This is a genomic window from Nonomuraea longispora, from assembly GCF_004348345.1.
In the GTDB taxonomy this organism is placed as follows: domain Bacteria; phylum Actinomycetota; class Actinomycetes; order Streptosporangiales; family Streptosporangiaceae; genus Nonomuraea; species Nonomuraea longispora.
This window is the reverse complement of the sequence record NZ_SMJZ01000052.1, coordinates 23,872-46,004: the sequence shown is the minus strand read 5'-3', so window position 1 is coordinate 46,004 and position 22,133 is coordinate 23,872. Positions and strand designations below refer to the sequence as shown.

The window sequence follows — 22,133 nt, the reverse complement described above, 5'->3', positions numbered from 1 at the left end:
GGGCCTGGGCGGGTTCGAAAGGCGCCCGGTATTCCGGCTCCCGCGGTTCCTCGGCCTCGGTCGCGGCCTTCGCCTCAGCCTCGTGGGCCCGCTGCGAGCGGCGTACGCGGGTGACCCGGAGGGTGACCAGGACGAGGGCGGCCAGGGCCGCCACGGCGATGTAGAGCCAGGTCGGCCAGGTCTGCGTCAGCGGGTCACGATAGAGGGCCAGCGCTCCGGGCAGGCCATCGGTGAAGGTGGGCAGGGTGATGTCGGACAGGCCGGCGGGGGCCTGCCTGCCGGGTTCGCGCTGGGCGGAGCCGATCATGATGGCCAGCCCCGCGATCTGGCCCGCGGCCACGGCTCCGCCCGCGTACAACGCGGCGAACGGCACCAGGACGAAGGCGCGCGGGCGCACCGAGCCCATGGCGAAGGCCACCAGCAGCGCGATGACCAGAGAAAGAGCCAGGGGGAGAGGAAGTCCGTTGCCGAACGTCGTGACGCCGCTGGGCAGGCTCTCCTGCAGAAGCGCGGCCGCCCCCAGCCCTGCCGCGCAGATCAGCCCGGCCAGCAGGCCGACGATCAGTCCGGATAGCAGGCCGGACCGCTTGTGTGACATCTCAGCCCCCAGAGAATCACGAATTTACTCCGACGAGTCGGGCACTTTACTCGAACCTCTCAAAACGCGCCGCAAGAACGACGATTCACAGGGGGGCACCTGAAGTGGTCTAAACCAATTTGAGTCCGATAAGGTTCGTGGTTGAGGTACCAGCCCGCCATCATTTGTTCGAGGAGATCGGTTCCCGATGAGCATCCGCGTAGGCGTCAACGGCTTCGGCCGCATCGGTCGCAACTTCTGGCGCGCTGTCGCCGCCAGCGGCAAGGACATCGAGATCGTCGCGGTCAACGACCTGACCGACAACGCGACGCTCGCCCACCTGCTGAAGTACGACAGCATCCTCGGCCGGCTGCCCTACGAGGTGAAGGCCACCAGCGACGAGATCACCGTCGAGGGCAAGGCGATCAAGGTCTTCGAGGAGCGTGACCCGGCCAAGCTCCCGTGGGGAGACCTGGGCGTCGACGTGGTGCTCGAGTCCACGGGCCTGTTCACCGACGCCACCAAGGCCAAGGCGCACGCCGACAATGGCGCGAAGAAGGTCATCATCTCCGCGCCCGCGAAGAACGAGGACGTCACGATCGTCCTGGGCGTCAACGACGGCGCCTACGACCCGGCCAAGCACACCATCATCTCCAACGCCTCCTGCACCACCAACTGCCTGGCGCCGATGGCCAAGGTCCTGCACGACACCTTCACCATCGAGAAGGGTCTGATGACCACCATCCACGCCTACACGCAGGACCAGAACCTGCAGGACGGCCCGCACAAGGACCTGCGCCGCGCCCGCGCCGCCGCGCTCAACGTGGTGCCCACCTCCACCGGCGCCGCCAAGGCCATCGGCCTGGTGCTGCCCGAGCTGAAGGGCAAGCTCGACGGCTTCGCCATGCGCGTGCCGATCCCCACCGGCTCGGCCACCGACCTCACCGTCGACGTCGGCCGTGAGGTCACCGTCGACGAGGTCAACGCCGCGGTCAAGGCCGCCGCCGAGGGCCCGTTCAAGGGCATCATCAGCTACACCGAGGACGCGATCGTCTCCTCCGACATCGTCACCGACCCGGCCTCCTGCATCTTCGACGCCGGCCTCACCAAGGCCATCGGCAACCAGGTCAAGGTCGTCGGCTGGTACGACAACGAGTGGGGCTACTCCAACCGCCTCGCCGACCTGGTCGAGCTGGTCGGTCGCGGCGCCTGATGCGGCGAGGGAGTGCCACCGTCCGCACGGGCGGCGGGAGTGAAGCGACCGGAGCGACGCAAGGCTGCGGTGGACGGCGACCGAGCCCGCCTCGCGGGGTGAGCCATGGGCAGGAGCACGAGCATGCGCACGCTTGACGATCTCGACGTGAAAGGTCGGCGCGTGCTCGTGCGCGCCGACCTCAACGTGCCCCTCGACGGGGAGACGATCTCCGACGACGGCCGCATCCGCGCGTCCGTCCCGACGATCAGCGCGCTGACCGGCGCGGGCGCCAAGGTCGTGGTCTGTGCCCACCTGGGTCGGCCCAAGGGCGAGGTCACGCCGGAATACTCGTTGCGGCCGGTGGCCGCGCGGCTCGGGGAACTGCTCGGACAGGATGTGGCCTTCGCCTCCGACGTGGTCGGCGACAGCGCCCGCGGTTGTGTCGAGTCGCTCCAGGACGGCCAGGTCGCGCTCCTGGAGAACCTGCGCTTCGAGCCGGGCGAGGAGTCCAAGGACGACGCCACGCGGCGCGCCTTCGCCGAGCGGCTGGCCGGGCTGGCCGAGCTCTACGTCGGCGACGGCTTCGGCGCGGTGCACCGCAAGCACGCCAGCGTCTACGACGTGGCCCAGCTGCTGCCGCACGCGGCGGGCGGGCTGGTCGTGGCCGAGGTCGAGGTGCTGAAGAAGCTGACCGAGGAGCCCGAGCGGCCCTACGTGGTCGTGCTGGGCGGAGCCAAGGTCTCCGACAAGCTGGGCGTCATCGCCAATCTGCTGACCAAGGTCGACCGGCTGCTCATCGGCGGCGGCATGGCCTACACCTTCCTCAAGGCGCAGGGCCACGAGGTCGGCAGGTCGCTGCTCCAGGAGGACCAGCTCGACCAGGTCCGCGGCTTCCTCGAGGAGGCCGCCAAACGGGGCGTCGAGCTCGTCCTGCCGGTCGACGTGCTGGCGGCCGTCACCTTCGCCGCCGACGCCGAGCACGAGGTGGTCGAGGCCACCGCGATCCCCTCCGACCGGGAGGGTCTCGACATCGGGCCCAGAACGCGCGAGCTGTTCGCCGGCAAGCTGGCCGACGCCAAGACCGTGTTCTGGAACGGCCCGATGGGCGTGTTCGAGTTCGACGCGTTCGCGGGCGGCACGAAGGCGGTAGCCGAGGCGCTGATCGCCCGGACCGCCGGCGACGGTGCCTTCACCGTGGTGGGCGGCGGCGACTCCGCGGCCGCCGTTCGCCGGCTCGGCCTGCAGGAAGACGGGTTCTCGCACATCTCCACAGGCGGCGGGGCCAGTCTCGAATATCTCGAGGGCAAGACCCTCCCCGGACTCGCGGCTCTGGAGGCGTGACGTGACGACCCGCAAGCCGCTCATCGCCGGCAACTGGAAGATGAACCTCAACCACCTGGAAGCCATCGCGCTGGTCCAGAAGCTGGCCTTCGGGCTCAGCGACAAAGACTTCGACAAGGTCGAGGTCGCCGTCCTGCCGCCCTTCACCGACCTGCGCAGCGTCCAGACCCTGGTCGACGGCGACAAGCTACGCATCGTCTACGGCGCCCAGGATCTCTCTCAGCATGACTCCGGGGCCTACACCGGCGAGGTGTCGGGTGCCATGCTGGCCAAGCTCGGCTGCACCTACGTCACCATCGGGCACTCCGAGCGGCGGCAGTACCACGGCGAGGACGACGACCTCGTCAACGCCAAGGTGCAGGCCGCCTACCGCCACTCGCTCACCCCCATCCTGTGCGTGGGCGAAGGACTGTCGGTGCGTCAAGAAGGCCGCCACATCGCGCACAGTCTTGGCCAACTCGACGGAGCGCTGCGCAAAATCACGGCCGAGCAGGCAAAATCGATAGTGGTGGCCTACGAACCGGTGTGGGCGATCGGCACCGGCGAGGTGGCCACCCCGCAGGACGCTCAGGAGGTCTGCGGAGCGTTGCGAGTGAGACTCGCTGAGCTCTACGACCCCGAAGTGGCCTCTGCGGTCCGTATCCTTTACGGTGGCTCGGTCAAGTCAGGCAATATCGCAGGAATCATGGCTCAGCCCGATGTCGATGGCGCGCTCGTTGGTGGTGCGAGCATCGACGCGGGGGAGTACACGAAGATCTGCCGTTTCTCCGATATGCCCGGCTAACTGAGCCGTTCTGGGGGTGCGACTTGACATCAGGCCGTACCCTCAAGAAGCAAGTCTGACTCGTCACGCGTAACAGAGCATTGAAGGAACAGGCATACCGTGGTACTCGGAATCTCTATCGCCCTCATCCTGGCGAGCCTTCTTATGATCCTGCTCGTCCTGATGCACAAGGGCAAGGGCGGCGGCTTGTCCGACATGTTCGGCGGCGGGTTCTCGTCGAACTTCGGTGGTTCCTCGGTGGTGGAGCGCAACCTCGACCGGCTGACCGTCATCACCGGCGTCATCTGGTTGGTCTGCATCGTCGCTCTCGGCCTGCTGCTGCGGCCCTGAGCTAGCAAGTCAACGCGTGACAGTGATTCTCCCCCCGTGTCTGCGCGCGGGGCGATCGAGCGAGGAGTTCATCCGTGGGTAGTGGCAACGCGATCCGTGGCAGCCGAGTCGGCGCCGGCCCTATGGGGGAGGCCGAGCGCGGCGAGGCAGCTCCGAGAGTGCGGGTCTCGTTCTGGTGCGCCAACATGCACGAGACGCGCCCCAGCTTCGCCAGTGACGCGGCGGTCCCCGAGCTGTGGGACTGCCCCCGTTGCGGCCTCCCAGCCGGACAGGACGAGGCGGCACCGCCTGCCCCGCCCAAGAACGAGCCGTACAAAACGCACCTGGCTTACGTGAAGGAGCGCAGGAGCGACAAGGACGGCAAGGCGATCCTCGAGGAGGCGCTGGAACGCCTGCGGAGCAACAAGTCCCCCTGGTAGGCGTGTCGACGGAAGGGCCTCAGCGTTGCGCGGGGGCCCTTCCGCCGTTACCGGGCGGGCTCGTCAGCCGCGCTCACTTTGCGCCGTTCCAGGCCGGCCTGCACCGGGTGGATGTGGGCGTCGACGAACTGCGGCGTCAGCAGCCCGCCGTCCGGGCCGACGGTCTCGCGGGGGAGACGCGCCAGGTCTCGCTCGGAGGCCCACCGCGGCGATCATGCCGTCGCGCACCAGCACCGCGTCAGTCGCGACGCCGGGCGCGAACACGCGGCTCCCTCGGGAGAGCGTGGTCATCGGATCTCCCTCGCCGCCGGTAGGTCGGGTATGGAGCCATATACGGTGATGAATCGGCATATTTCCTGATGAAACACATCGTTAGTGGCGGTGTAACAGCCACCAGGCATGCTCGTGGCCATGGGATTCTTGCGCATCCGGACCACGGTGGACGAACGCCCCGGACGGCTCGCGTCGCTGGCGGCGGCCCTGGCCGACAGAGGCGGCAACATTCTCGGGCTGAGCGTCCAACCCGACACTGACGGAACCGTCGACGAGTTCGTCGCCGACATCCCCGCACACCCCGAGACCGTGCGCCAGGCATTGGAGGCGGCCGGCGGCAGCCGGGTCCAGGTGGTGCCCGCCACGGCCCACGAACTCACCGACGAGCCCACCAGGGCCCTGCTGCTGTCCTCCCGGCTGCGCTCGATGCCGTGGCGGCTGCCTGAGCTGCTCGCCGAGCTGTTGCGCGCGGACGATGCCCGTTGGATCTATGGTGAACCCGTGCACGATCTTCCCGACCCCACCCTGCTCGTCGTGCCCGTGGCCGCCAGGCGCGCGGTCCGGCTGCGCCGCGGCGAGCTGCCCTTCACCTCCACGGAGGCGGCCAGGGCCGCCGCCTTCGCCCGGCTCGCCCAGCCGGTCGCCGAGCAGGAGGGCGCCGAGCGCGGGGTCAAGCTCGCCGACGGGGCGGAGGTCACGCTCCGCACGCTCACCTCGATCTACCGCGAGGCCGTACGTGACCTGCACGACAGATGCTCACCCGAGTCGCGCAGGTTCCGCTACTTCACCGCGCTGCCGGCGCTGCCCGAGCGCGTGTTCGACCGCATGTGCGACAGGAACCGGGGGCATGCGCTGGTCGCCGGGCACGACGGGCAGGTCGTCGGGATGGCGAACCTCCTGTTCACCTCCGATCCCGGCAGCGCCGAGATGGCCGTCCTGGTCGAAGACCGCTGGCAGGGGCGCGGTCTCGGCACGGCGATGGCGAGGGCGCTGGTGAACGCGGCCCGCGACCTCGGCTACGCCGAGATCAGGGCGACGATGTTGTCCGACAACGCCCGGATGCGCCGGCTGCTGCTCTCGCTGGGCGCCACACTCTGCTACACCGAGGACCCGGGGGTCGTGGCAGCCCGGCTGCCCGTGGGCGTGATGGCCTCAGCCTAGGCCCTCTTCGTCCTGCGGCTTCCTGGCCGGCGGCTGGATGCCCAGGTGGCGTTCGATGCGCTCAAGGCTCTCCTGGATCTGCGTGAGGCGTTCGTCGAGCGCGGCGCCGCCGGAGTGGAACATCTCGGCGGGGCGTACTTTGGGGCCGTGGCCCACCCGGTCGAGCAGGCGCTGGCGTACGTCGGTCAGGTCCGCGCCGGCGTCCATGAGGGCTCGGGCGGCCAGCCCTTCGCCCTCCCTGACCAGCCCGAGCAGGATGTGCTCGGTGCCGATGTAGTTGTGGCGCAGTTGCAGCGCCTCGCGCAGCGACAGCTCCAGCACCTTCTTGGCCCGTTGCGTGAACGGGATGTGCCCGCCCGGTGACTTGGCGCCGCGTCCCTCCTCGCGCTCGACGAAGGCGCGTACGTGACCCAGCTCCACACCGCAGCCGTCGAGCACCAGGGCGGCCAGCCCTTCGCCCTCGTGGATGAGACCGAGCAGGATGTGCTCCGTGCCGATGCGGTCGTGGTCCAACCTCCGGGCCTCCTCCTGTGCGAGGACGACGACCCTGCGCGCACGGTCGGTGAAGCGCTCGAACACCGGAGTCTCCGTTCGACATGGGGGGCTGCTTCCACTATGCGCTAGAAACCCGCGGATGTGGGGTATTTGTCTAGTGTGGATCTTGACGAGGTGGCCGGCCGGCTCTACGCGCTGCCGCCGTCCGAGTTCACCGCCGCCCGCACGGCCGAGGCCCGCGCGGCAAAGGACGCGGGTGACGTACGGCTGTCGCGCGAGATCGCGAAGCTGCGCAAGCCGACCGTGTCCGCCTGGGCGGTGAACAGGGTCGCCCGCGAACACCCCGGCGAGCTGGGTGAGTTGCTGGAGGTGGGGGAGCGGCTGCGCGCTGCCTGGCAGGAGCAGGACGCCGAAGCGCTGGCCGATCTGACGCGGCGCCGCGGCGAGGTGACGCGTACGGTGGGCAGGCTCGCCAGACAGGCCGGTGACCTGTCGGCCGCGGCGTCCGCCGAGGTGGACCAGACCCTGGACGCCGCCATGGTCGACGCCGACGCGGCGGGGCAGGTGCGGCGCGGCACCCTGGCGAAGCCGCTCAGCTACAGCGGCTTCGCCCCGGCCCCGGTGCGGCGCGAGCGGCCCGCCGCCCGGAGAAGACCGGCACCCGACGAGGAGGCCGCCCGCGCGGAGGAACGCGAGGAGGCCGAGGCCAGGAAGGCCAAGGAGCGTCAGGAGGCCGAGAACGCCCACCGCGAGTGGCGCGAGGCGCTCGAAGCGGCCACGAAGGAGCACGACGAGCGAGCCGACAAGGTCGCGTCGCTGGAACGCAAGCTGGATGAGGCGCGCAGAAGGCTGGCCGACAGCCGTCAGCGGCTCGAGGTCGCCCAGCGCGAGGAACGGCACGCACGGCGGCGACTGGAACGCTGACCCACGAAGCGTGACCGGCAGGGCCGAGCCCATGTCCCTGGGGCGCTGTGCTTAGGGCCGCCCGCCTGGACGATGTCGTCCCACCACGAGCCGAGCCGGCCCGGTGCCGCCACCGTACGGCGTCCACGGCCGTTGCGCGGAAGCCCGCCGCCCGCAGCAGCGCTGTGAAGCGCGGTGGTGTGTCGTGGGCGGTGCGCGATCGTACGCTTCGGCGTTGGTCACGGATCTCAGCCTAGCCCCGCCCGGAAAGCGGACACTTTCATGTGAGATTCGGTGTGAAAGGCTGTCGTCGCCCCTCCACCAGCTCGTATCGTCGTCGCCATGACCATCGACGCCTTCATCGACGCCCTGCCCAAGGTCGAGCTTCATGTGCACCTGATCGGCTCGGCCTCCGCCGCGACCGTGCTGGAGCTCTCCCGCCGCCACCCCGGCAGCGGTGTCCCCACGACGGAGGAGGAATTGCACCGCTTCTACACCTTCCGCGACTTCCCCCACTTCGCCAAGGTGTACGGCGCCGTGAACGCGCTCGTACGCGAACCGCAGGACGTGGCCACGCTCGTGCTCGGCCTGGCCCGCGACCTTGCCCTCCAGGGCGCCCGTTACGTCGAGCTGCAGGTCACGCCATACGCCCACCACGTCGTCGGCATGCCCATGCGCGAGGTGACCGAGGCCCTGGACCTGGCCGCCCGCCGCTCGGCGGCCGAGTACGGCGTGGAGACGGCCTACATCTTCGACATCCCCGGCGAGTACGGCGAGGAGGCCGCCAGGATCACCGTCGAGCACGCTCTGCAGGAACCTCCCGCCGCGTTGGTAGGTTTCGGCATCGGCGGGATCGAGCAGGAGCGCCGGAAATATCGTGATGCCTACCGTTCTGCGTTCTCTGCGGCGCGCGCGGCCGGCCTGCACAGCGTCCCGCACGGCGGCGAGATGACCGGCCCGGAGACGATCTGGGAGGTCATCGAGGGCTACGGAGCCGAGCGCATCGGCCACGGCATCACCTGCCTGTCGGACCCCCGCCTGGTCGCCCACCTGCGCGAGACGCAGCTGCCCTTGGACGTCTGCCCCACCTCCAACCTGTGCACCGGCCAGGTCGCCCGCCTGGAGGACCACCCGCTGCCGCGGATGCTGGAGGAAGGGCTGTACGTCACGCTCAACAGCGACGACCCGCCGATGTTCGCGACCACGCTGGCCGGGGAGTACCGGCTCGCGGCGAAGGTCTTCGGCCTCGGCGCACAGGAACTGGCCCAGCTCGCCCGCAACGGGGTCCAGGCGTCCTACCTGGCCGAGGGGCGCAAGCAGGCCCTCGTGGCGGAGATCGACGCGCTCGTCGCGGCCGGCTGACCCCGCACCCGGGTGCCCGCCGGGAGCGCCTACGGTGAGGCCATGCGGCCCAGGCCCGGCGGGATCTTGCCCGCCGCCGCCCGGTCCAGGAGGAACAGGGTGCGCGCCCGTCCCCTGGCGCCCGCCGCCGGCACCTGCACGGGCCCCGAATCGGACAGGGCCAGCCGCACCGCGCCCGCCTTCTCCTCCCCGGCGGCCACCACCCACACCTCGCGCGCCGCCTGGATCGCGGGCAGCGTCAGGGACATGCGCGTGGGCGGCGGTTTCGGCGAGCCGTGCACGGCCACCACCGGGCGCGTGTCGTAGAGCGCGGGCATGCCGGGGAACAGGGAGGCCACGTGGGAGTCGGGGCCCATGCCGAGCAGCATCACGTCGAAGCTCGGCACCGGGCCATGATCCTCCGGCCTGGCGGCCTTGCGCAGCTCGGCGGCGTAGGCGTCGGCGGACTCCTCGGCCGTCATGCCCGAGTCGGGGCCGCGCATGACGTGCACCCGCTCAGGGTCGAGGTCGACGTGGTCGAGCAGGGCCTCGCGGGCGCCGGTCTCGTTGCGCTCCTTGTCGCCCGTGGGCACGAACCGCTCGTCGCCCCACCACACGTCGAGGCGCCGCCAGTCGACCGCGTCGCGGGCGGGCGTCGCGGCGATGGCGGCCAGCGTGGCGATGCCCACTGTGCCACCGGTCAGCACGATGGACGCCGACCCCTTGGCCGACTGCACGTCGACCAGCCGGGTGATGATCCGTGCCGCCACCGCCTTGGCGAGGACGTCGGCATTGCGGTGTACGACAACACTGGGCACGCTCACGAGCACTACTATCTCACCAAATCCAGCCAGAAACCCCCGGGCGGCCGGGCCGCCCGGGGAGGAACGTCATCCCTTGTACGTGCGGGCGAAGTGTTTGACCGCGGCCTCGTAGATTTCGTCACTGTCGAGCCTGCGCAGCTCCTCGACCAGCAGTTCGGAGGTGTGGCGCCGGGCCAGGGCCACGTTCCTGTCGGGCTGGCCCGGCCGCGACAGCGTGGCCAGGCGGGCGTCCGTCCTGCAGATGGACAGCTCGCCGCCGTCGTCGAGGCGCAGGCGTACGGAGGTCAGGCCGGGGCCCGCCGAGTCGGCGACCTCGATCGGCGCGCCGAGGCGCTCCGACAACCACGAGGCCAGCAGCGGCGCGCTCGGGTGCCCCTTCACGGCCCCCACGACGCCCTCGACAACCTGGCCCACCGGCTGGTCGAACGCGGCGGCCAGCAGGCTGCGCCACGGCGTCAGCCTGGTCCACGACAGGTCGGTGTCGCCGCGGGCGTACCCCTTGGCCCTGGTCACCAGCGACGTGATGCCGCCCTCGTCCAGGCCCTTGGCGTCGGTGATGCGCCGCTGCGCCAGCGCGCCGATGGAGTCCTTCGACGGCACCTCGGGCGCCGCGCCCGGCCACCACACGACGACCGGCGTGTCGGGCAGCAGCAACGGGCTGACCACGGAGTCCGCGTGGTCGACGAGCTCGCCGTACAGGCGCAGCACCACGACCTCGCCGGGCGTGGACTCGCCGATGCGCAGCTCGGCGTCGAGCCTGATCGGCTCGTCCTCCTCGCGCTTGATCACGACGATGATGCGGGAAGGGTGCTCGCGGGCCGCCTCGGTGGCGGCGCGCAGGGCGTCGTACTGGTGGCGCTCCTCGCAGACGACCACGAGCGTCAGCACCATGCCGATGGCGGGTGCGCCCATCTGGTGGCGCAGGTGCATGAACTGCGCCGAGATCTTGCCCGCCGTCGTGTCGGACAACATGAACGTCGTCACGGGCGCTCCTCCGTCGATCGCGCGGCGACAGCCGTACCGGACGTGACAGCTCGTACGGTCACTAGAGCCTCCTCCAGACGCGGCCGTCGCGGGCCATCATCGCGTCGGCCGGCTCCGGCCCCCACGACCCCGACTCGTAGCCCTCCGGCTGGCCCTGCGTGGCCCAGAACTCCTCGATCGGGTCGAGGATCTTCCACGACAGCTCGACCTCCCGCTGGTGCGGGAAGAGTGGCGGATCGCCGACCATGACGTCGAGCAGCAGCCGCTCGTACGCCTCGGGGGACGACTCGAGGAACGACTCGCCGTAGGCGAAGTCCATGGAGACGTCGCGCACCTCCATGGCCGTGCCCGGCACCTTGCTGCCGAACCTGACGGTGATGCCCTCGTCCGGCTGGACCCTGATGACGAGCGCGTTGTGGCCGAGGATCTCGGTGTCGTCGGCGCTGAACGGCAGGTGCGGCGCCCGCTGGAACACCACGGCCACCTCCGTCACCCGGCGGCCCAGGCGCTTGCCGGTGCGCAGGTAGAACGGCACGCCCGCCCACCGCCGGTTGGCGATCTCCAGCTTGATGGCGGCGTACGTCTCCGTGGTGGACGAGGCCGAGATGCCGTCCTCCTGCAGGTAGCCGACGACCTTCTCGCCGCCCTGCCAGCCCGCTTTGTACTGTCCGCGCGCGGTGTTGAGCCCGAGGTCGGCCGGCAGCCGCACGGCCTTGAGCACCTTCTCCTTCTCCCGGCGCAGCGCGGAGGCGTCGAACGAGGTCGGGTCTTCCATCGCGACCAGCGCGAGCAGCTGAAGCAGGTGGTTCTGGATCACGTCGCGGGCGGCGCCGATGCCGTCGTAGTAGCCGGCCCGCCCGCCGATGCCGATGTCCTCGGCCATCGTGATCTGCACGTGGTCGACGAAGCTGCGGTTCCAGATCGGCTCGTAGAGGTTGTTGGCGAACCGCAGCGCCATGATGTTCTGGACGGTCTCCTTGCCCAGGTAGTGGTCGATCCGGAAGATCGAGCTCTCTGGGAAGGCGGAGGTGGTGATCTCGTTCAGCTCGTGGGCCGAGCGCAGGTCGTGACCGAACGGCTTCTCGATGACCACCCGGCGCCACGACCCCTCGGGCGCGTCGGACAACCCCGTCCGCTTGAGCTGCTCGACCACCACGGGGAAGAACTTCGGCGGCACCGACAGATAGAACGCGTAGTTGCCCCCGGTGCCCCGTGTCTCGTCGATCTCGTTCAAGGCCATGGCCAGCGCGTCGAACGCCCCGTCGTCGTTGAACTCGCCGGGGACGAAGTGGATGCCTTCGCGCAGCTGCTTCCACACCTCCTCGCGGAAGGGCGTCCTCGCGTGCGCCTTGACGGCGTCGTGCGTCAACTGGGCGAAGTCCTGGTCCTTCCAGTCTCGCCTGGCGAACCCGACCAGCGAGAAGCCCGGCGGCAGCAGCCCACGGTTCCCCAGGTCGTAGATCGCCGGCAGCAGCTTGCGCTTGGCCAGGTCGCCTGTCACGCCGAACAACACCATCACACACGGTCCGGCCACCCGTGGCAGCCGCTTGTCACGCGGGTCGCGCAGCGGGTTGGCCGCCAGGACTTCCATGGTGGTGGAGGTGCCCGCGGCCGAGGTGGCCACGGTCGCGGCCTCCTCCGCGGGCGCTGCCGGATCTGTCATCTCAAACCTCCTGTGCGGCTGCGAGCAGACGCGCGACTCCAGCCGCGCGGTCGGTCACGTGCAAACGTACGGCGGGGCGCCCGCGGGTCTCGACGGCGCCGAGGTCGGCGAGGGCCTGCGCCAGCTGGAGCCGGCCCAGGGTGTACGGCCGCCCGGGGACCTCGACGTCCTCCGCCGCCGCCCCGGTGATCAGCAGGAACACGCCGTTCTGGGGCCCGCCCTTGTGGAGCTGGCCGGTCGTGTGCAGGCAGCGCGGCCCCCATCCGAAGGTCACCGGCCGGTCGGTGCGCAGCGCGAGCAGCGCCCGCAGCGTGGCCGCGTCGGCCATCATCCAGGCGTCGGTCAGCTGCTCGAAGCCGGCGCCGTCCGGCACCGGAGCGTCGAACGCGGCCAGCCGGTCGAGATAGGCCATGATCGACAGGTGACCGCCGGCCGGAACGGTGTGCAGCAGCTCGGCGAACAGGCCGGGCAGATCCTTGGCCGTGACCCCGCCGTACACCTCGACGGGGCCGTCGGTGAACGCGGGAGCACCGGCCGGCAGATCGGGCAGGGCCAGCAGCGCGTCGGTCTCGTCGCGCGCGCCCGCCTCGTCCGGCCGGTCGAACGGGTCGACCTCCAGCAGCAGCGCGGCGACGGCGGCGGCATATTCCCACACAGGGAACTGCGCGCCCAGGGGCCCGTCGACGCGTACGTCGCCGACGTCGGACTCGATGGCGACGACCAGCTCGTCGCCGCTGCGGTGGGGATCGGCGCCGACGACGGGCAGGATGCCCCTGCCCCGCTTGCCGGTGGACCCCGCGATGAGTTCCTCGATCCAGCCGGGCAGCCCGGTGATGGCCGAGAGCTGGTCCTCGAGCAGCAGCTTGTCGCGCCCGCCCAGCGCCGCGCCGCCGAGCGCCGCCCCCAGGTCGAGCCCGGGGTTGCCCGTGTCGAGCGACAGCAGCGGCAGCGCCTGGCCGGCGTCGTCGAGCAGGCGCTCCACGCGCGCGCCCGCCAGCGCGCAGGCCACCAGCGTGTACGCCGACAACGCCGGGACGCGGCCGCCCGAGCCGGGGGCCGACAGCAGCACCTGGAGGCCGCTCTCGCGGGCCCGTGCCTCCAGCGGCGAGCCCGGCCCGGTGACGACCACGATCCGCTCGGCGGGCGCGATGCCCGCCTGCGTGAAGTAGCGCTCGTAGACCCGCAGCAGGGCGTCGGTCTCCAAGGCCGAGCCGGCCGCGTCGGCCACGACCACGATCGTGGCATCGGGCGGCTCGGCGAGCGCCCGCAGCACCTGCCCCGGATCGGTCGTGTCGAGCACCGTGAGCGGCACGTCGTCGGTGTCGCAGATCACCTCCGCGGCGGCGGGCGAGCCGCCCGCCCCCGCCAGCACCACATGCGTCAGCCCCTGCGCGCGTGCTCGTTCGGCGAGGCGGCCCAGCTCGGGCAGCAGCTCGCGCGAGCCGCGGTACGGCGCCTGCGGGTCTCCCCGCCGGCCTGGGCCGGCCGGCGTGCCCGCTTCGGCGTCCTCACCCCACAGCGTGGGGTCGCCGGCGGCGAGCCGCGCGGGCACGCCGTCGGCGACGAGGCGCCCCGCGGCGGAGGCGGCGGCCGAGGCCACCCCCTCCTCGCGGCAGGAGACCTTCATCACGGGACCAGGTTCTTGCTGACGCTCTCGAGCAGCTCGTTCCAGGACGCCTCGAACTTGTCGACGCCCTCGTCCTCCAGCACCTTCACCACGTCGTCGTAGTCGACGCCGGCCTCCTTGAGCGCGGCCATGGTGTTCCAGGCCTGCTCGTAGAAGGGGCGTACGGTGTCGCCCGAGACGTTGGCGTGGTCGGCCGTCGCGTCGAGCGTCTTCTCCGGCATCGTGTTGACGGTGCCGGGGACGACGAGCTGGTCGACGTAGAGGGTGTCGGAGTATTCCGGGTTCTTCACGCCGGTCGAGGCCCACAGCGGCCGCTGCGGGCGGGCACCCGCGGCGCGCAGGAGCTGCCAGCGCTCGGAGTTCATCACGTCCTCGAACGCCGCGTACGCCAGGCGCGCGTTGGCCACGCCCGCCTGGCCCTTCAGCTCGGGCTTGCCGAGCTTGTCGAGCCGCTTGTCGATCTCGGAGTCGACGCGGCTGACGAAGAACGACGCCACCGAGTCGATCTTGCTGAGGTCGAGGCCCTTGGCCTGCGCCGCCTCGAGGCCGGCAAGCCAGGCGTCCATGACCGCGCGGTAACGCTCGAGGGAGAAGATCAGCGTGACGTTGACGCTGATGCCCTCGGCCAGCGCCTGCGTGATCGCGGGCAGGCCCTCCACCGTCGCCGGGATCTTGATGAACAGGTTGGGCCTGTCGACCAGCCACCACAGCGCCCGCGCCTCGGCCACGGTCTTCTCGCTCTCACGGGCCAGGCGCGGGTCGACCTCGAGCGACACCCGGCCGTCCACGCCGCCGGTGGCGTCGTAGACCGGGCGCAGCACGTCGGCGGCCCAGCGGATGTCGTAGGCGGTGATGGCGCGTACGGCCTCGCCCACGTCGACGCCGCGCACGGCGAGGTCGTGCAGCTGGGCGTTGTACGCGTCGCCCTTGCTGAGCGCGCTGGCGAAGATCGTCGGGTTGGAGGTCACCCCGACGACGTTCTTCTCGCGGATCAGCTGCTCCAGATTGCCGGTGCGCAGCCGCTCACGGCTGATGTCGTCGAGCCAGATGGCGACGCCCTGGCCGGACAGCTTGTTCAGGATCTCACTCATGTTCGTTCAGTTTCCCGTCGTCTCGCCCTTTTCCTGACCGAGCTTGGCCAGGCTCGCATGTGCCGCCGCGGCCACGCGCTCCGCCGTCAGCCCGAACTGCTCGTACACGGTCTTGTACGGGGCCGACGCGCCGAAGTGTTCGAGGCCGACGACCTCGCCGCACTCTCCGACGAACTGGTGCCAGCCGAGGGCGACGCCCGCCTCGACCGCGACCCGAGCCCGGATCGACGCAGGCAGGACCGTCTGCCTGTATGCGGTGTCCTGCCCGTTGAACCATTCGACACACGGCATCGACACCACGCGCGTCGGGATGCCCTGCCCCTCCAGCAGCTCGCGGGCGTTCACCGCGATCTCCACCTCGCTGCCCGTGGCGATGAGCAGGACCTGGGGCTGGCCGTCGGAGGCCTCGCGCAGGACGTAGGCGCCCTTCGCCACGCCCTCGGCGCTGGTGCCCTCGAAGACGGGCAGGTTCTGGCGGGTCAGGGCCAGCGCCGCGGGGCGGTCGGTGTGCTGGAGCACCGCCTTCCAGGCGTACGCGGTCTCGTTGGCGTCGGCCGGGCGGACCACGTCGAGGCCGGGGATCGCGCGCAGCGACCACAGGTGCTCGATCGGCTGGTGGGTGGGGCCGTCCTCGCCGAGGCCGATGGAATCGTGCGTCCAGACGTACGTGACCGGCAGCTTCATCAGCGCGGCCAGGCGCACCGCCGGGCGCATGTAGTCGGAGAAGACGAGGAACGTGCCGCCGTAGGGGCGGGTGCCGCCGTGCAGGGCGATGCCGTTGAGAATGGCGCCCATGGCGTGCTCGCGGATGCCGAAGTGCAGCGTGCGGCCGTAGCGGTTTCCCGGGAATTCCTTGGTCTGGTATTCCTCGGGAATGAAGGACGGCTCGCCCTTCATCGTGGTGTTGTTCGACTCCGCCAGGTCGGCGGAGCCGCCCCACAGCTCGGGCAGCACCGGCGCCAGCGCGCTCAGCACCTCGCCCGAGGCCTTGCGGGTGGCCATCGAGGCGCCCGGCTCGAACGACGGCAGCGCCCTCGCCCAGCCGTTGGGCAGCTGGCGCTGCGAGATGCGGTCGAGCTCCTCGGCGCGCTCGGGGTTGGCCAGGCGCCACTCGGCGTAGCCCTTCTCCCACTCGGCGTGGACGGTGCGCCCGCGCTGGGCGAGGCCGCGGGCGTGCTTGAGCACCTCGTCGGGCACGTCGAAGCTCTTGGCGGGGTCGAGGCCGAGGACCTCCTTGGTGGCGGCGACCTCCGCCTCGCCCAGGGCCGAGCCGTGGATCTTGCCGGTGTTCTGCTTGTTGGGCGCGGGCCAGCCGATGATGGTGCGCAGCCGGATGAACGACGGCCTGCCGGTCTCGGCCTTGGCCGCCTGCAGCGCGTCGTGGAGCGCCTGGACGTCCTCGACGTAGTCGCCGCTGTCGGTCCAGTCGACGCTCAGGGTGTGCCAGCCGTAGGCGTCGTAGCGGGCGACGACGTCCTCCGACTTGGCGATGAGCGTGTCGTCCTCGATGGAGATCTGGTTGTCGTCCCAGATGACGATGAGGTTGCCCAGCTTCTGGTGGCCGGCGAGCGAGCTGGCCTCGTGGCTGATGCCCTCCTCGATGTCGCCGTCGCTGACGAAGCACCAGATGTGGTGGTCGAACGGAGAGGAGCCCGGCTCGGCGCCCGGGTCGAACAGGCCGCGCTCGCGGCGGGCCGCCATGGCCATGCCGACCGCGTTGCCCAGGCCCTGGCCGAGGGGGCCCGTCGTGGTCTCGACGCCGGCCGTGTGGCCGTGCTCGGGGTGACCGGGCGTGAGGCTGTCCCACTGCCGCAGCCGCCTCAGGTCGTCGAGCGACAGGCCGTAGCCGGAAAGGAAGAGCTGGATGTAGAGCGTCAGGCTGCTGTGGCCGCACGACAGCACGAAGCGGTCGCGCCCGATCCATCCGGGATCGGTCGGATCGTGGCGCATCACGCGCTGGAAAAGCAGGTATGCGGCGGGGGCCAGGCTCATGGCGGTGCCGGGATGACCCGAGCCCGCCTTCTCCACTGCGTCCATCGCCAGGGCTCGAACGACGTCGACCGCCTTCTTGTCGAGGTCGGTCCATTCGAGGGCTGGCACGAGTTCGGTGCTCAAGTGCTCGATCTCCGGAATCTAGTTGTCATCGGTCACGCCGGTTTGGCTATCCCGCCCACACGGACCCTAACCGAGTGGAGGCGACGATCAATTCCCGTTCCACTCCGGCGTCCCACGTGGGGCGCAAGCCCCCCATTGGCCGGACCGGCCGACCCTGCGACTACAGTTTGGTTGTTCGCAGAGGCGTCACGGCGCCCACCCATGGATCCGCTCTAATCAGAGGTTACGCGTTGACCCCGCTCTCGCTGGAAGCGACTCCTCTCAGGCAGGAAGCGCCCTCGTACAGGCTGGAAGCGCCTTGACGGTGCTCACCAACAGGCAGGCGACGGCCCCGGCCCCGAAGGCGGGGGAGCCGCGTTCGATCGGCATGATCGTCAAGGCCTACATCGCGCTCACCAAGCCGCGGATCATCGAACTGCTGCTGATCACGACGCTGCCCGTGATGTTCCTGGCCGCGGGCGGGCTGCCGCCGCTGTGGACGTCCGTCGCGGTCATGGTGTTCGGCACCCTGTCGGCAGGCAGCGCCAACGCGCTCAACTGCTACGTCGACCGTGACATCGACCAGAAGATGCGCCGCACCAGGCGCAGGCCGCTGGCGCGGCACCAGGTCTCGCCGCGCGGTGCGCTCGTCTTCGGCGTCGTGCTCGGCGTGCTCTCCACCGTGGGGCTGTGGCTCACCACCAACGCGCTGGCGGCGATGTTGTCCACCGGCGCGATCCTGTTCTACGTGCTCGTCTACTCGATGATCCTCAAGCGGCGCACCGCCCAGAACATCGTGTGGGGCGGCATCGCGGGCTGCATGCCGGTGATGATCGGATGGGCGGGCATCACCGACCGGCTCGCCTGGGCGCCGCTGGTGTTGTTCGGGGTGGTGTTCTTCTGGACGCCGCCGCACACCTGGACGCTGGCCATGCGTTACAAGGAGGACTACGCGGCGGCCAAGGTGCCGATGCTGCCGGTGGTGGCCACTGAGCGGCGGGTCGTCATGGAGTCCATCGCCTACACGTGGGCGACCGTGCTGTGCTCGCTGGCGCTGTGGCCGGTGGCCGGCACCACGCTGTTCTACCCGGCCGTGGCGGCCGTGCTCGGCGTCGTGTGCCTGTGGGAGGTGCACCGCCTGCTGGCCAGGCTCAACGCCGGCAAGAGCGGTGTCGCCCTGCGTCCCATGCGGTTCTTCCACTGGTCCAACGCCTACCTGGCGCTGCTGTTCCTCGCGGTCGCGATCGACCCGCTGCTCGCCTGACCTTCCGTCCGGCCGTTGCGCCGGGCTCCTCTTCGTCCCTATAGTGCATATATGAATAGCTCTTCAGGTGTTATCACGGGTTTGGACGGCTGCGCGGTGCAGGAGCCGGACGCCGCCAGGGTCGCGGCCACCCGCGACCGGCTCGTGACGCCCGAAGAGGCCACGCGGCTGGCCGAGCTGTTCCGGCTGCTCGGCGACCCGACCCGGGCCCGGCTGCTCTACGCCCTGCTGGAGGCGGGGGAGCTGTGCGTGTGCGACCTGGCCGACGCGGTCGAGGTGACCGACACGGCCGTCTCCCACGCGCTGCGCCTGCTGCGCACGGCGGGCATCGTGGCCAGCCGCAGAGCCGGGCGGATGATCTATTACCGGCTGGCCGACGCCCATGTCCGCATGCTGCTCGACCTGAGCCGGGAGCATCTGAAGGAGACCGGATGAGCGCTGATCGCCGCGGGCACGGGCACGGGCACGCGCTGAGCGCCACCGCCGACAGGCGCTACCTGGCGGGGGCGCTCGCGCTCATCGTCGGTTTCATGGCCGTCGAGGTCGTCGCAGGTGTGATCGCCAACTCGATCGCGCTGATCTCCGACGCCGCCCACATGCTGACCGACGCGAGCGCCATCGTGCTGGCCCTGCTCGCCATGCGCATCGCCGCGAGGCCTCCCAGGGGCGCCTACACGTTCGGCTGGAAGCGGGCCGAGATCCTCTCGGCCCAGGTCAACGGTGTGACGCTGCTGCTGCTGGTGGCGTACTTCGTCTACGAGGGCGTGCACCGGCTCATGGAGCCGCCCGAGGTGTCGGGGCCCGTCGTCGTGGTCACCGCGCTGGCGGGCATCGGCGTCAACGCGCTGGCCGTCTGGCTGCTGTCGAAGGCCGACCGGCGCAGCCTCAACGTCGAGGGCGCCTTCCAGCACGTGCTCAACGACATGTACGCCTTCATCGCCACGGCGCTCTCGGGTGTCGTGGTCTGGCTGACCGGCTTCCGCCAGGCCGACACGATCGCCGCACTGGTGGTCGCCGCGCTCATGCTCAAGGCCGGATGGGGGCTGCTGCGCGACTCCGGCCGGGTGCTGCTGCAGGCGGCGCCGAGCGGGCTCGACCCCGACGAGATCGGCCGCGTGCTGGCCGCCGACCCCGACGTCGAGGAGGTGCACGACCTGCATGTCTGGGCGGTGACGAGTGGCTATCCCACGCTGTCGGCCCACGTGATCGTGGCCGAGGGCTCCGAGTGCCACCGCGCGCGCACCCGCCTCGCCGATCTGCTGCACGAACGCTTCGAGATCGGGCACACCACGCTCCAGGTCGATCACGGCCTGCCCGGCCTGGACCCGCACTGCTCCGACCCGCACGGACCCCGTCACTCTGATCCGTTAAAGTCACCCTATGGCGACCCGTGATCCACGCTGGGTGTTCAAGGACCGCCCTTCGTTCGCGTTGATCATCGGGCTGGTCCTCACCGGCATCTGCGCTCTCGTCTCGTTCTCGTTCGACGTGGTGTTCAACGGCGCGCCGGTGCAGTTCTTCATCGCGCTCATGCTGGCGCTCGCGCCGGTGCCGCTGCTGCTGGCCGCGGTGCTGGCGCTCGACCGGATGGAGCCTGAGCCGCGCAGCAACCTCATCTTCGCGTTCGCGTGGGGAGCCGGGATCGCGGTGCTGGTCGCCGGCGTCATCAACTCGCTCAACCTGCACTACATCATCGACACGGCCCGCCTGTCGGAGGCCAGCGCCCGCAACATCGCGGCCACGTTCGGCGCGCCCGTGGTCGAGGAGACGATGAAGGGCCTGGTGCTGCTGGGCCTGCTCCGGTTCCGCAGGGCCGAGCTCGACGGGCCGACCGACGGCGTCATCTACGCGAGCATGGTCGGCCTCGGCTTCGCCATGAGCGAGAACGTCAGCTACTACATCGCCGCGCTGTCCGGCTCGGGCGTCAAGGGGCTGGCGGTCACGGTGGTGCTGCGCGGCATCCTGTCGCCGCTCGCGCACCCGCTGTTCAGCTCCATGATCGGTGTCGGGGTCGCCTACGCGGCCCAGCGCGGCGGCGGCGATCGCATCTTCCCCGTCCTGGCCGGCTGGTCGGGCGCGATGATCCTGCACGGCCTGTGGAACGGCCTGGCCTCCTACGGCGGCTTCCCGGGGCTCGTGGTGGCCTACCTGGCGCTGCTGGTTGTGCTCGTCGTGCTCATCGGCGTGGTGTTCAGGGACCGGCGGCGCATCGTCGCCCTCATCCAGCGTTACCTGCCGCCGTACGAGCCGACCAAGCTGGTCACGCAGGCCGACATCTACATGCTCTCCACGTTCACCAGGCGGCGGCAGGCCCGGCAGTGGGCCAAGGCCCACGGCGGCAAGCGCGGGTTGCGTGCGATGCGCGACTACCAGCTCGCCGCCACCGAGCTGGGCCTGCTGCACGAGCGGGCGGCCCGTCACATGGTCGACGAGCAGACCTTCCACGAGGAGCAGCGGGCGCTGCTGGAGTGCATGAGCACCGCCAGGGCGGACTTCCCCGTGCGGGCGACACACGCAGGCTCGGTCGCCAGGGGCGGCTCACCGTCGGGCTACGCCCCCGGCTGACACGGGGCGCGCGTGCGTACGGAAGGGTTCTTCGAGAGGGCGCACCTTTCCGGACCTTCTCCCGCAAAGCGTGTCCCTCGCAGGACGGGGGAGTGGCGGACTTAACGCCTGAAACCCCGCGATTCCGCTCAGGCGACGGCGTGTGCCGCGGTGGGGGAGGGGCCGGCGGAGGCGGCCTCAGGGGCGCGGGTGCGCAGCGAGGTGGCCACCCGCAGCGCGGCGATCCAGACCAGCGTCGAGCCGAGGACGTGCAGCAGGACCAGCATGGCGGGCACGGCCAGGAAATACTGGATGTAGCCGATCACGCCCTGGGCCAGTTCCACCGCGAAGAGCGCCAGCGCCGCCCGGCGCGCGGGGCGCGGGGCGTTGTTCACGTGCAGCGCGAACGCCAGCGCGAACGTCAGCCCCACCACGACGTAGGCGATGTCGGCGTGGAAGCGTGCCACGACCTCGATGTCGAGGTCGAAGCGGGAGGCCATGGCGTCGCCCGAGTGCGGCCCCGTGCCGCTCACCACCACGCCGGCCACCAGCAGCACGAACACCGCCGCGAGCAGCGCGTGGCCGAGCCGCCTGATGTCGCGGTGCGTGACCCGGCGCGCGGGGCCGTCGCCCTCGCCCGCGCGGGCGTACAACATCCAGCAGGCGGCGATCAGGCCACTGGAGATCAGGAAGTGCGCGCCCACGGTGAACGGGTTGAGCATGGTGCTGACCACCAGCCCGCCCCACAGCGCCTGGGCCACGATGCCGACCGGCTGCAGCCACGCCAGCAGCACCAGCGAGCGCCTGCGCGGCCTCATCCGCAGCGCGGAGAGCACGCACGCGACCCCCACGGCCAGCACCAGGAAGGTGAGCAGCCGGTTGCCGAACTCGACGGCCATGTTGAGCGGCGAGACCTCGGGGTGCGCGACCGGGACGAAGCTGTCGGGCGTGCACCTCGGCCAGGTCGGGCAGCCCAGACCGGAGCCGGTGACCCGCACTCCCGCGCCCGTCACCGTGATGCCCGCGTTGACCACCACGGACGCCATGGCCCAGCCGCGCATGCTGGTCTCTGTGGGCGCCCAGAAGGAGAACAGGCGGCGCACCAGGGGGTGGGGATGGTCCGTGGGTAGCTTCACGTATCGATGGTAAGGGCCGGGCAGGGCGGTCCCGGGAACAGGGCTTCTCAAGGTCATTGAGTATGTGACATATTACTGTTGGGAGGT

The 22,133-nt window shown here is 70.5% G+C and carries 21 protein-coding genes; 12 read left to right on the top strand and 9 right to left on the bottom strand.

Features of this window, described 5'->3' with window-relative positions:
- On the bottom strand, positions 1 to 598 hold a 598-nt coding region (locus E1267_RS16095; RefSeq protein WP_220449507.1), incomplete at its 3' end, for a hypothetical protein.
- A gap of 187 nt (positions 599 to 785) precedes the next feature.
- Between E1267_RS16095 and gap the strand changes: the two genes are divergently transcribed.
- The 6 genes from gap (at position 786) to E1267_RS16060 (ending at position 6,080) form a co-directional block, all read left to right on the top strand.
- The gene (gene gap / locus E1267_RS16090) at positions 786 to 1,790 is read left to right on the top strand and encodes a type I glyceraldehyde-3-phosphate dehydrogenase (RefSeq protein WP_132333295.1); all 1,005 of its coding nucleotides are present in this window, start codon (positions 786 to 788) and stop codon (positions 1,788 to 1,790) included.
- A gap of 123 nt (positions 1,791 to 1,913) precedes the next feature.
- Positions 1,914 to 3,113 carry a phosphoglycerate kinase gene (locus E1267_RS16085; RefSeq protein ID WP_132333293.1) on the top strand — a complete coding sequence of 400 codons (1,200 nt, stop codon included), beginning with the start codon at positions 1,914 to 1,916 and terminating at the stop codon, positions 3,111 to 3,113.
- A 1-nt stretch (position 3,114) separates the two neighbouring features.
- Positions 3,115 to 3,897 carry a triose-phosphate isomerase gene (gene tpiA / locus E1267_RS16080; RefSeq protein ID WP_132333291.1) on the top strand — a complete coding sequence of 261 codons (783 nt, stop codon included), beginning with the start codon at positions 3,115 to 3,117 and terminating at the stop codon, positions 3,895 to 3,897.
- A 99-nt stretch (positions 3,898 to 3,996) separates the two neighbouring features.
- Positions 3,997 to 4,227, top strand: a complete 231-nt coding sequence (gene secG / locus E1267_RS16075; protein WP_132333289.1) for a preprotein translocase subunit SecG — start codon at positions 3,997 to 3,999, stop codon at positions 4,225 to 4,227.
- A 74-nt stretch (positions 4,228 to 4,301) separates the two neighbouring features.
- Positions 4,302 to 4,646, top strand: a complete 345-nt coding sequence (locus E1267_RS16070; RefSeq protein ID WP_132333287.1) for an RNA polymerase-binding protein RbpA — start codon at positions 4,302 to 4,304, stop codon at positions 4,644 to 4,646.
- A gap of 411 nt (positions 4,647 to 5,057) precedes the next feature.
- Positions 5,058 to 6,080 (top strand): GNAT family N-acetyltransferase, encoded by a 1,023-nt coding sequence (locus E1267_RS16060; RefSeq protein WP_132333285.1) that lies wholly within the window; start codon positions 5,058 to 5,060, stop codon positions 6,078 to 6,080.
- Here the strand turns inward: E1267_RS16060 and E1267_RS16055 are convergent.
- The gene (locus E1267_RS16055; protein ID WP_132333283.1) at positions 6,072 to 6,659 is read right to left on the bottom strand and encodes a Clp protease N-terminal domain-containing protein; all 588 of its coding nucleotides are present in this window, start codon (positions 6,657 to 6,659) and stop codon (positions 6,072 to 6,074) included. The genes E1267_RS16060 and E1267_RS16055 overlap by 9 nt on opposite strands.
- A 75-nt stretch (positions 6,660 to 6,734) precedes the next feature.
- On the opposite strand from E1267_RS16055, the gene E1267_RS16050 reads away from it, so the two are divergent.
- Both E1267_RS16050 and add read left to right on the top strand, forming a co-directional pair.
- Positions 6,735 to 7,499, top strand: coding sequence for a hypothetical protein (locus E1267_RS16050; protein WP_132333281.1), 765 nt, complete (start codon positions 6,735 to 6,737; stop codon positions 7,497 to 7,499).
- A gap of 321 nt (positions 7,500 to 7,820) precedes the next feature.
- Entirely contained in the window at positions 7,821 to 8,840 is a 1,020-nt protein-coding gene (gene add / locus E1267_RS16045) for an adenosine deaminase (RefSeq protein ID WP_132333279.1), read from the top strand.
- 29 nt (positions 8,841 to 8,869) lie between these two features.
- Here add and pgl read toward each other — a convergent pair whose 3' ends face one another.
- The 6 genes from pgl to tkt all read right to left on the bottom strand — a co-directional run bounded on the left by pgl (position 8,870) and on the right by tkt (position 17,045).
- Positions 8,870 to 9,643, bottom strand: coding sequence for a 6-phosphogluconolactonase (gene pgl, locus E1267_RS16040; protein ID WP_132333277.1), 774 nt, complete (start codon positions 9,641 to 9,643; stop codon positions 8,870 to 8,872).
- Between the two features lie 66 nt (positions 9,644 to 9,709).
- Positions 9,710 to 10,627, bottom strand: a complete 918-nt coding sequence (locus tag E1267_RS16035) for a glucose-6-phosphate dehydrogenase assembly protein OpcA (RefSeq protein ID WP_132333275.1) — start codon at positions 10,625 to 10,627, stop codon at positions 9,710 to 9,712.
- A 61-nt stretch (positions 10,628 to 10,688) separates the two neighbouring features.
- Positions 10,689 to 12,218 carry a glucose-6-phosphate dehydrogenase gene (zwf, locus tag E1267_RS16030; protein ID WP_132333307.1) on the bottom strand — a complete coding sequence of 510 codons (1,530 nt, stop codon included), beginning with the start codon at positions 12,216 to 12,218 and terminating at the stop codon, positions 10,689 to 10,691.
- 73 nt (positions 12,219 to 12,291) lie between these two features.
- Positions 12,292 to 13,917: a glucose-6-phosphate isomerase gene (locus tag E1267_RS16025; protein ID WP_132333309.1), complete on the bottom strand. Its 1,626-nt coding sequence runs from the start codon at positions 13,915 to 13,917 to the stop codon at positions 12,292 to 12,294.
- Positions 13,917 to 15,008: a transaldolase gene (tal, locus tag E1267_RS16020; RefSeq protein WP_132333273.1), complete on the bottom strand. Its 1,092-nt coding sequence runs from the start codon at positions 15,006 to 15,008 to the stop codon at positions 13,917 to 13,919. Before tal ends, E1267_RS16025 begins: the two co-directional genes overlap by 1 nt.
- A gap of 6 nt (positions 15,009 to 15,014) precedes the next feature.
- Positions 15,015 to 17,045 carry a transketolase gene (gene tkt / locus E1267_RS16015; protein WP_246063928.1) on the bottom strand — a complete coding sequence of 677 codons (2,031 nt, stop codon included), beginning with the start codon at positions 17,043 to 17,045 and terminating at the stop codon, positions 15,015 to 15,017.
- Between the two features lie 376 nt (positions 17,046 to 17,421).
- Here tkt and E1267_RS16010 point away from each other — a divergent pair, with 376 nt between their 5' ends.
- The 4 genes from E1267_RS16010 to E1267_RS15995 are packed head-to-tail and all read left to right on the top strand — an operon-like array spanning position 17,422 to position 20,931.
- Positions 17,422 to 18,366: a heme o synthase gene (locus tag E1267_RS16010; protein WP_132333269.1), complete on the top strand. Its 945-nt coding sequence runs from the start codon at positions 17,422 to 17,424 to the stop codon at positions 18,364 to 18,366.
- A gap of 51 nt (positions 18,367 to 18,417) precedes the next feature.
- The gene (locus tag E1267_RS16005; RefSeq protein WP_132333267.1) at positions 18,418 to 18,801 is read left to right on the top strand and encodes an ArsR/SmtB family transcription factor; all 384 of its coding nucleotides are present in this window, start codon (positions 18,418 to 18,420) and stop codon (positions 18,799 to 18,801) included.
- On the top strand, positions 18,798 to 19,760 hold the full coding sequence (locus E1267_RS16000; protein WP_132333265.1) for a cation diffusion facilitator family transporter: 963 nt from the start codon (positions 18,798 to 18,800) through the stop codon (positions 19,758 to 19,760). The genes E1267_RS16005 and E1267_RS16000 overlap by 4 nt, the downstream gene beginning before the upstream one ends.
- Positions 19,747 to 20,931: a PrsW family intramembrane metalloprotease gene (locus E1267_RS15995; protein WP_132333263.1), complete on the top strand. Its 1,185-nt coding sequence runs from the start codon at positions 19,747 to 19,749 to the stop codon at positions 20,929 to 20,931. The genes E1267_RS16000 and E1267_RS15995 overlap by 14 nt, the downstream gene beginning before the upstream one ends.
- Positions 20,932 to 21,059: 128 nt before the next feature.
- Here the strand turns inward: E1267_RS15995 and E1267_RS15990 are convergent, their stop codons facing one another.
- Positions 21,060 to 22,046, bottom strand: coding sequence for a COX15/CtaA family protein (locus E1267_RS15990; protein WP_132333261.1), 987 nt, complete (start codon positions 22,044 to 22,046; stop codon positions 21,060 to 21,062).
- Positions 22,047 to 22,133: the final 87 nt, after the last annotated feature.

Excerpts from the sequence above, each read along its gene's own strand:
- gap (WP_132333295.1), top strand. The coding sequence starts at position 786 with ATGAGCATCCGCGTAGGCGTCAACGGCTTCGGCCGCATCGGTCGCAAC.
- E1267_RS16085 (WP_132333293.1), top strand. The coding sequence starts at position 1,914 with ATGCGCACGCTTGACGATCTCGACGTGAAAGGTCGGCGCGTGCTCGTG.
- E1267_RS16060 (WP_132333285.1), top strand. The coding sequence starts at position 5,058 with ATGGGATTCTTGCGCATCCGGACCACGGTGGACGAACGCCCCGGACGG.
- add (WP_132333279.1), top strand. The coding sequence starts at position 7,821 with ATGACCATCGACGCCTTCATCGACGCCCTGCCCAAGGTCGAGCTTCAT.
- zwf (WP_132333307.1), bottom strand. The coding sequence starts at position 12,218 with ATGGAAGTCCTGGCGGCCAACCCGCTGCGCGACCCGCGTGACAAGCGG.
- E1267_RS16025 (WP_132333309.1), bottom strand. The coding sequence starts at position 13,917 with ATGAAGGTCTCCTGCCGCGAGGAGGGGGTGGCCTCGGCCGCCGCCTCC.
- tal (WP_132333273.1), bottom strand. The coding sequence starts at position 15,008 with ATGAGTGAGATCCTGAACAAGCTGTCCGGCCAGGGCGTCGCCATCTGG.
- tkt (WP_246063928.1), bottom strand. The coding sequence starts at position 17,045 with ATGGACGCAGTGGAGAAGGCGGGCTCGGGTCATCCCGGCACCGCCATG.
- E1267_RS16005 (WP_132333267.1), top strand. The coding sequence starts at position 18,418 with ATGAATAGCTCTTCAGGTGTTATCACGGGTTTGGACGGCTGCGCGGTG.
- E1267_RS16000 (WP_132333265.1), top strand. The coding sequence starts at position 18,798 with ATGAGCGCTGATCGCCGCGGGCACGGGCACGGGCACGCGCTGAGCGCC.
- E1267_RS15995 (WP_132333263.1), top strand. The coding sequence starts at position 19,747 with ATGGCGACCCGTGATCCACGCTGGGTGTTCAAGGACCGCCCTTCGTTC.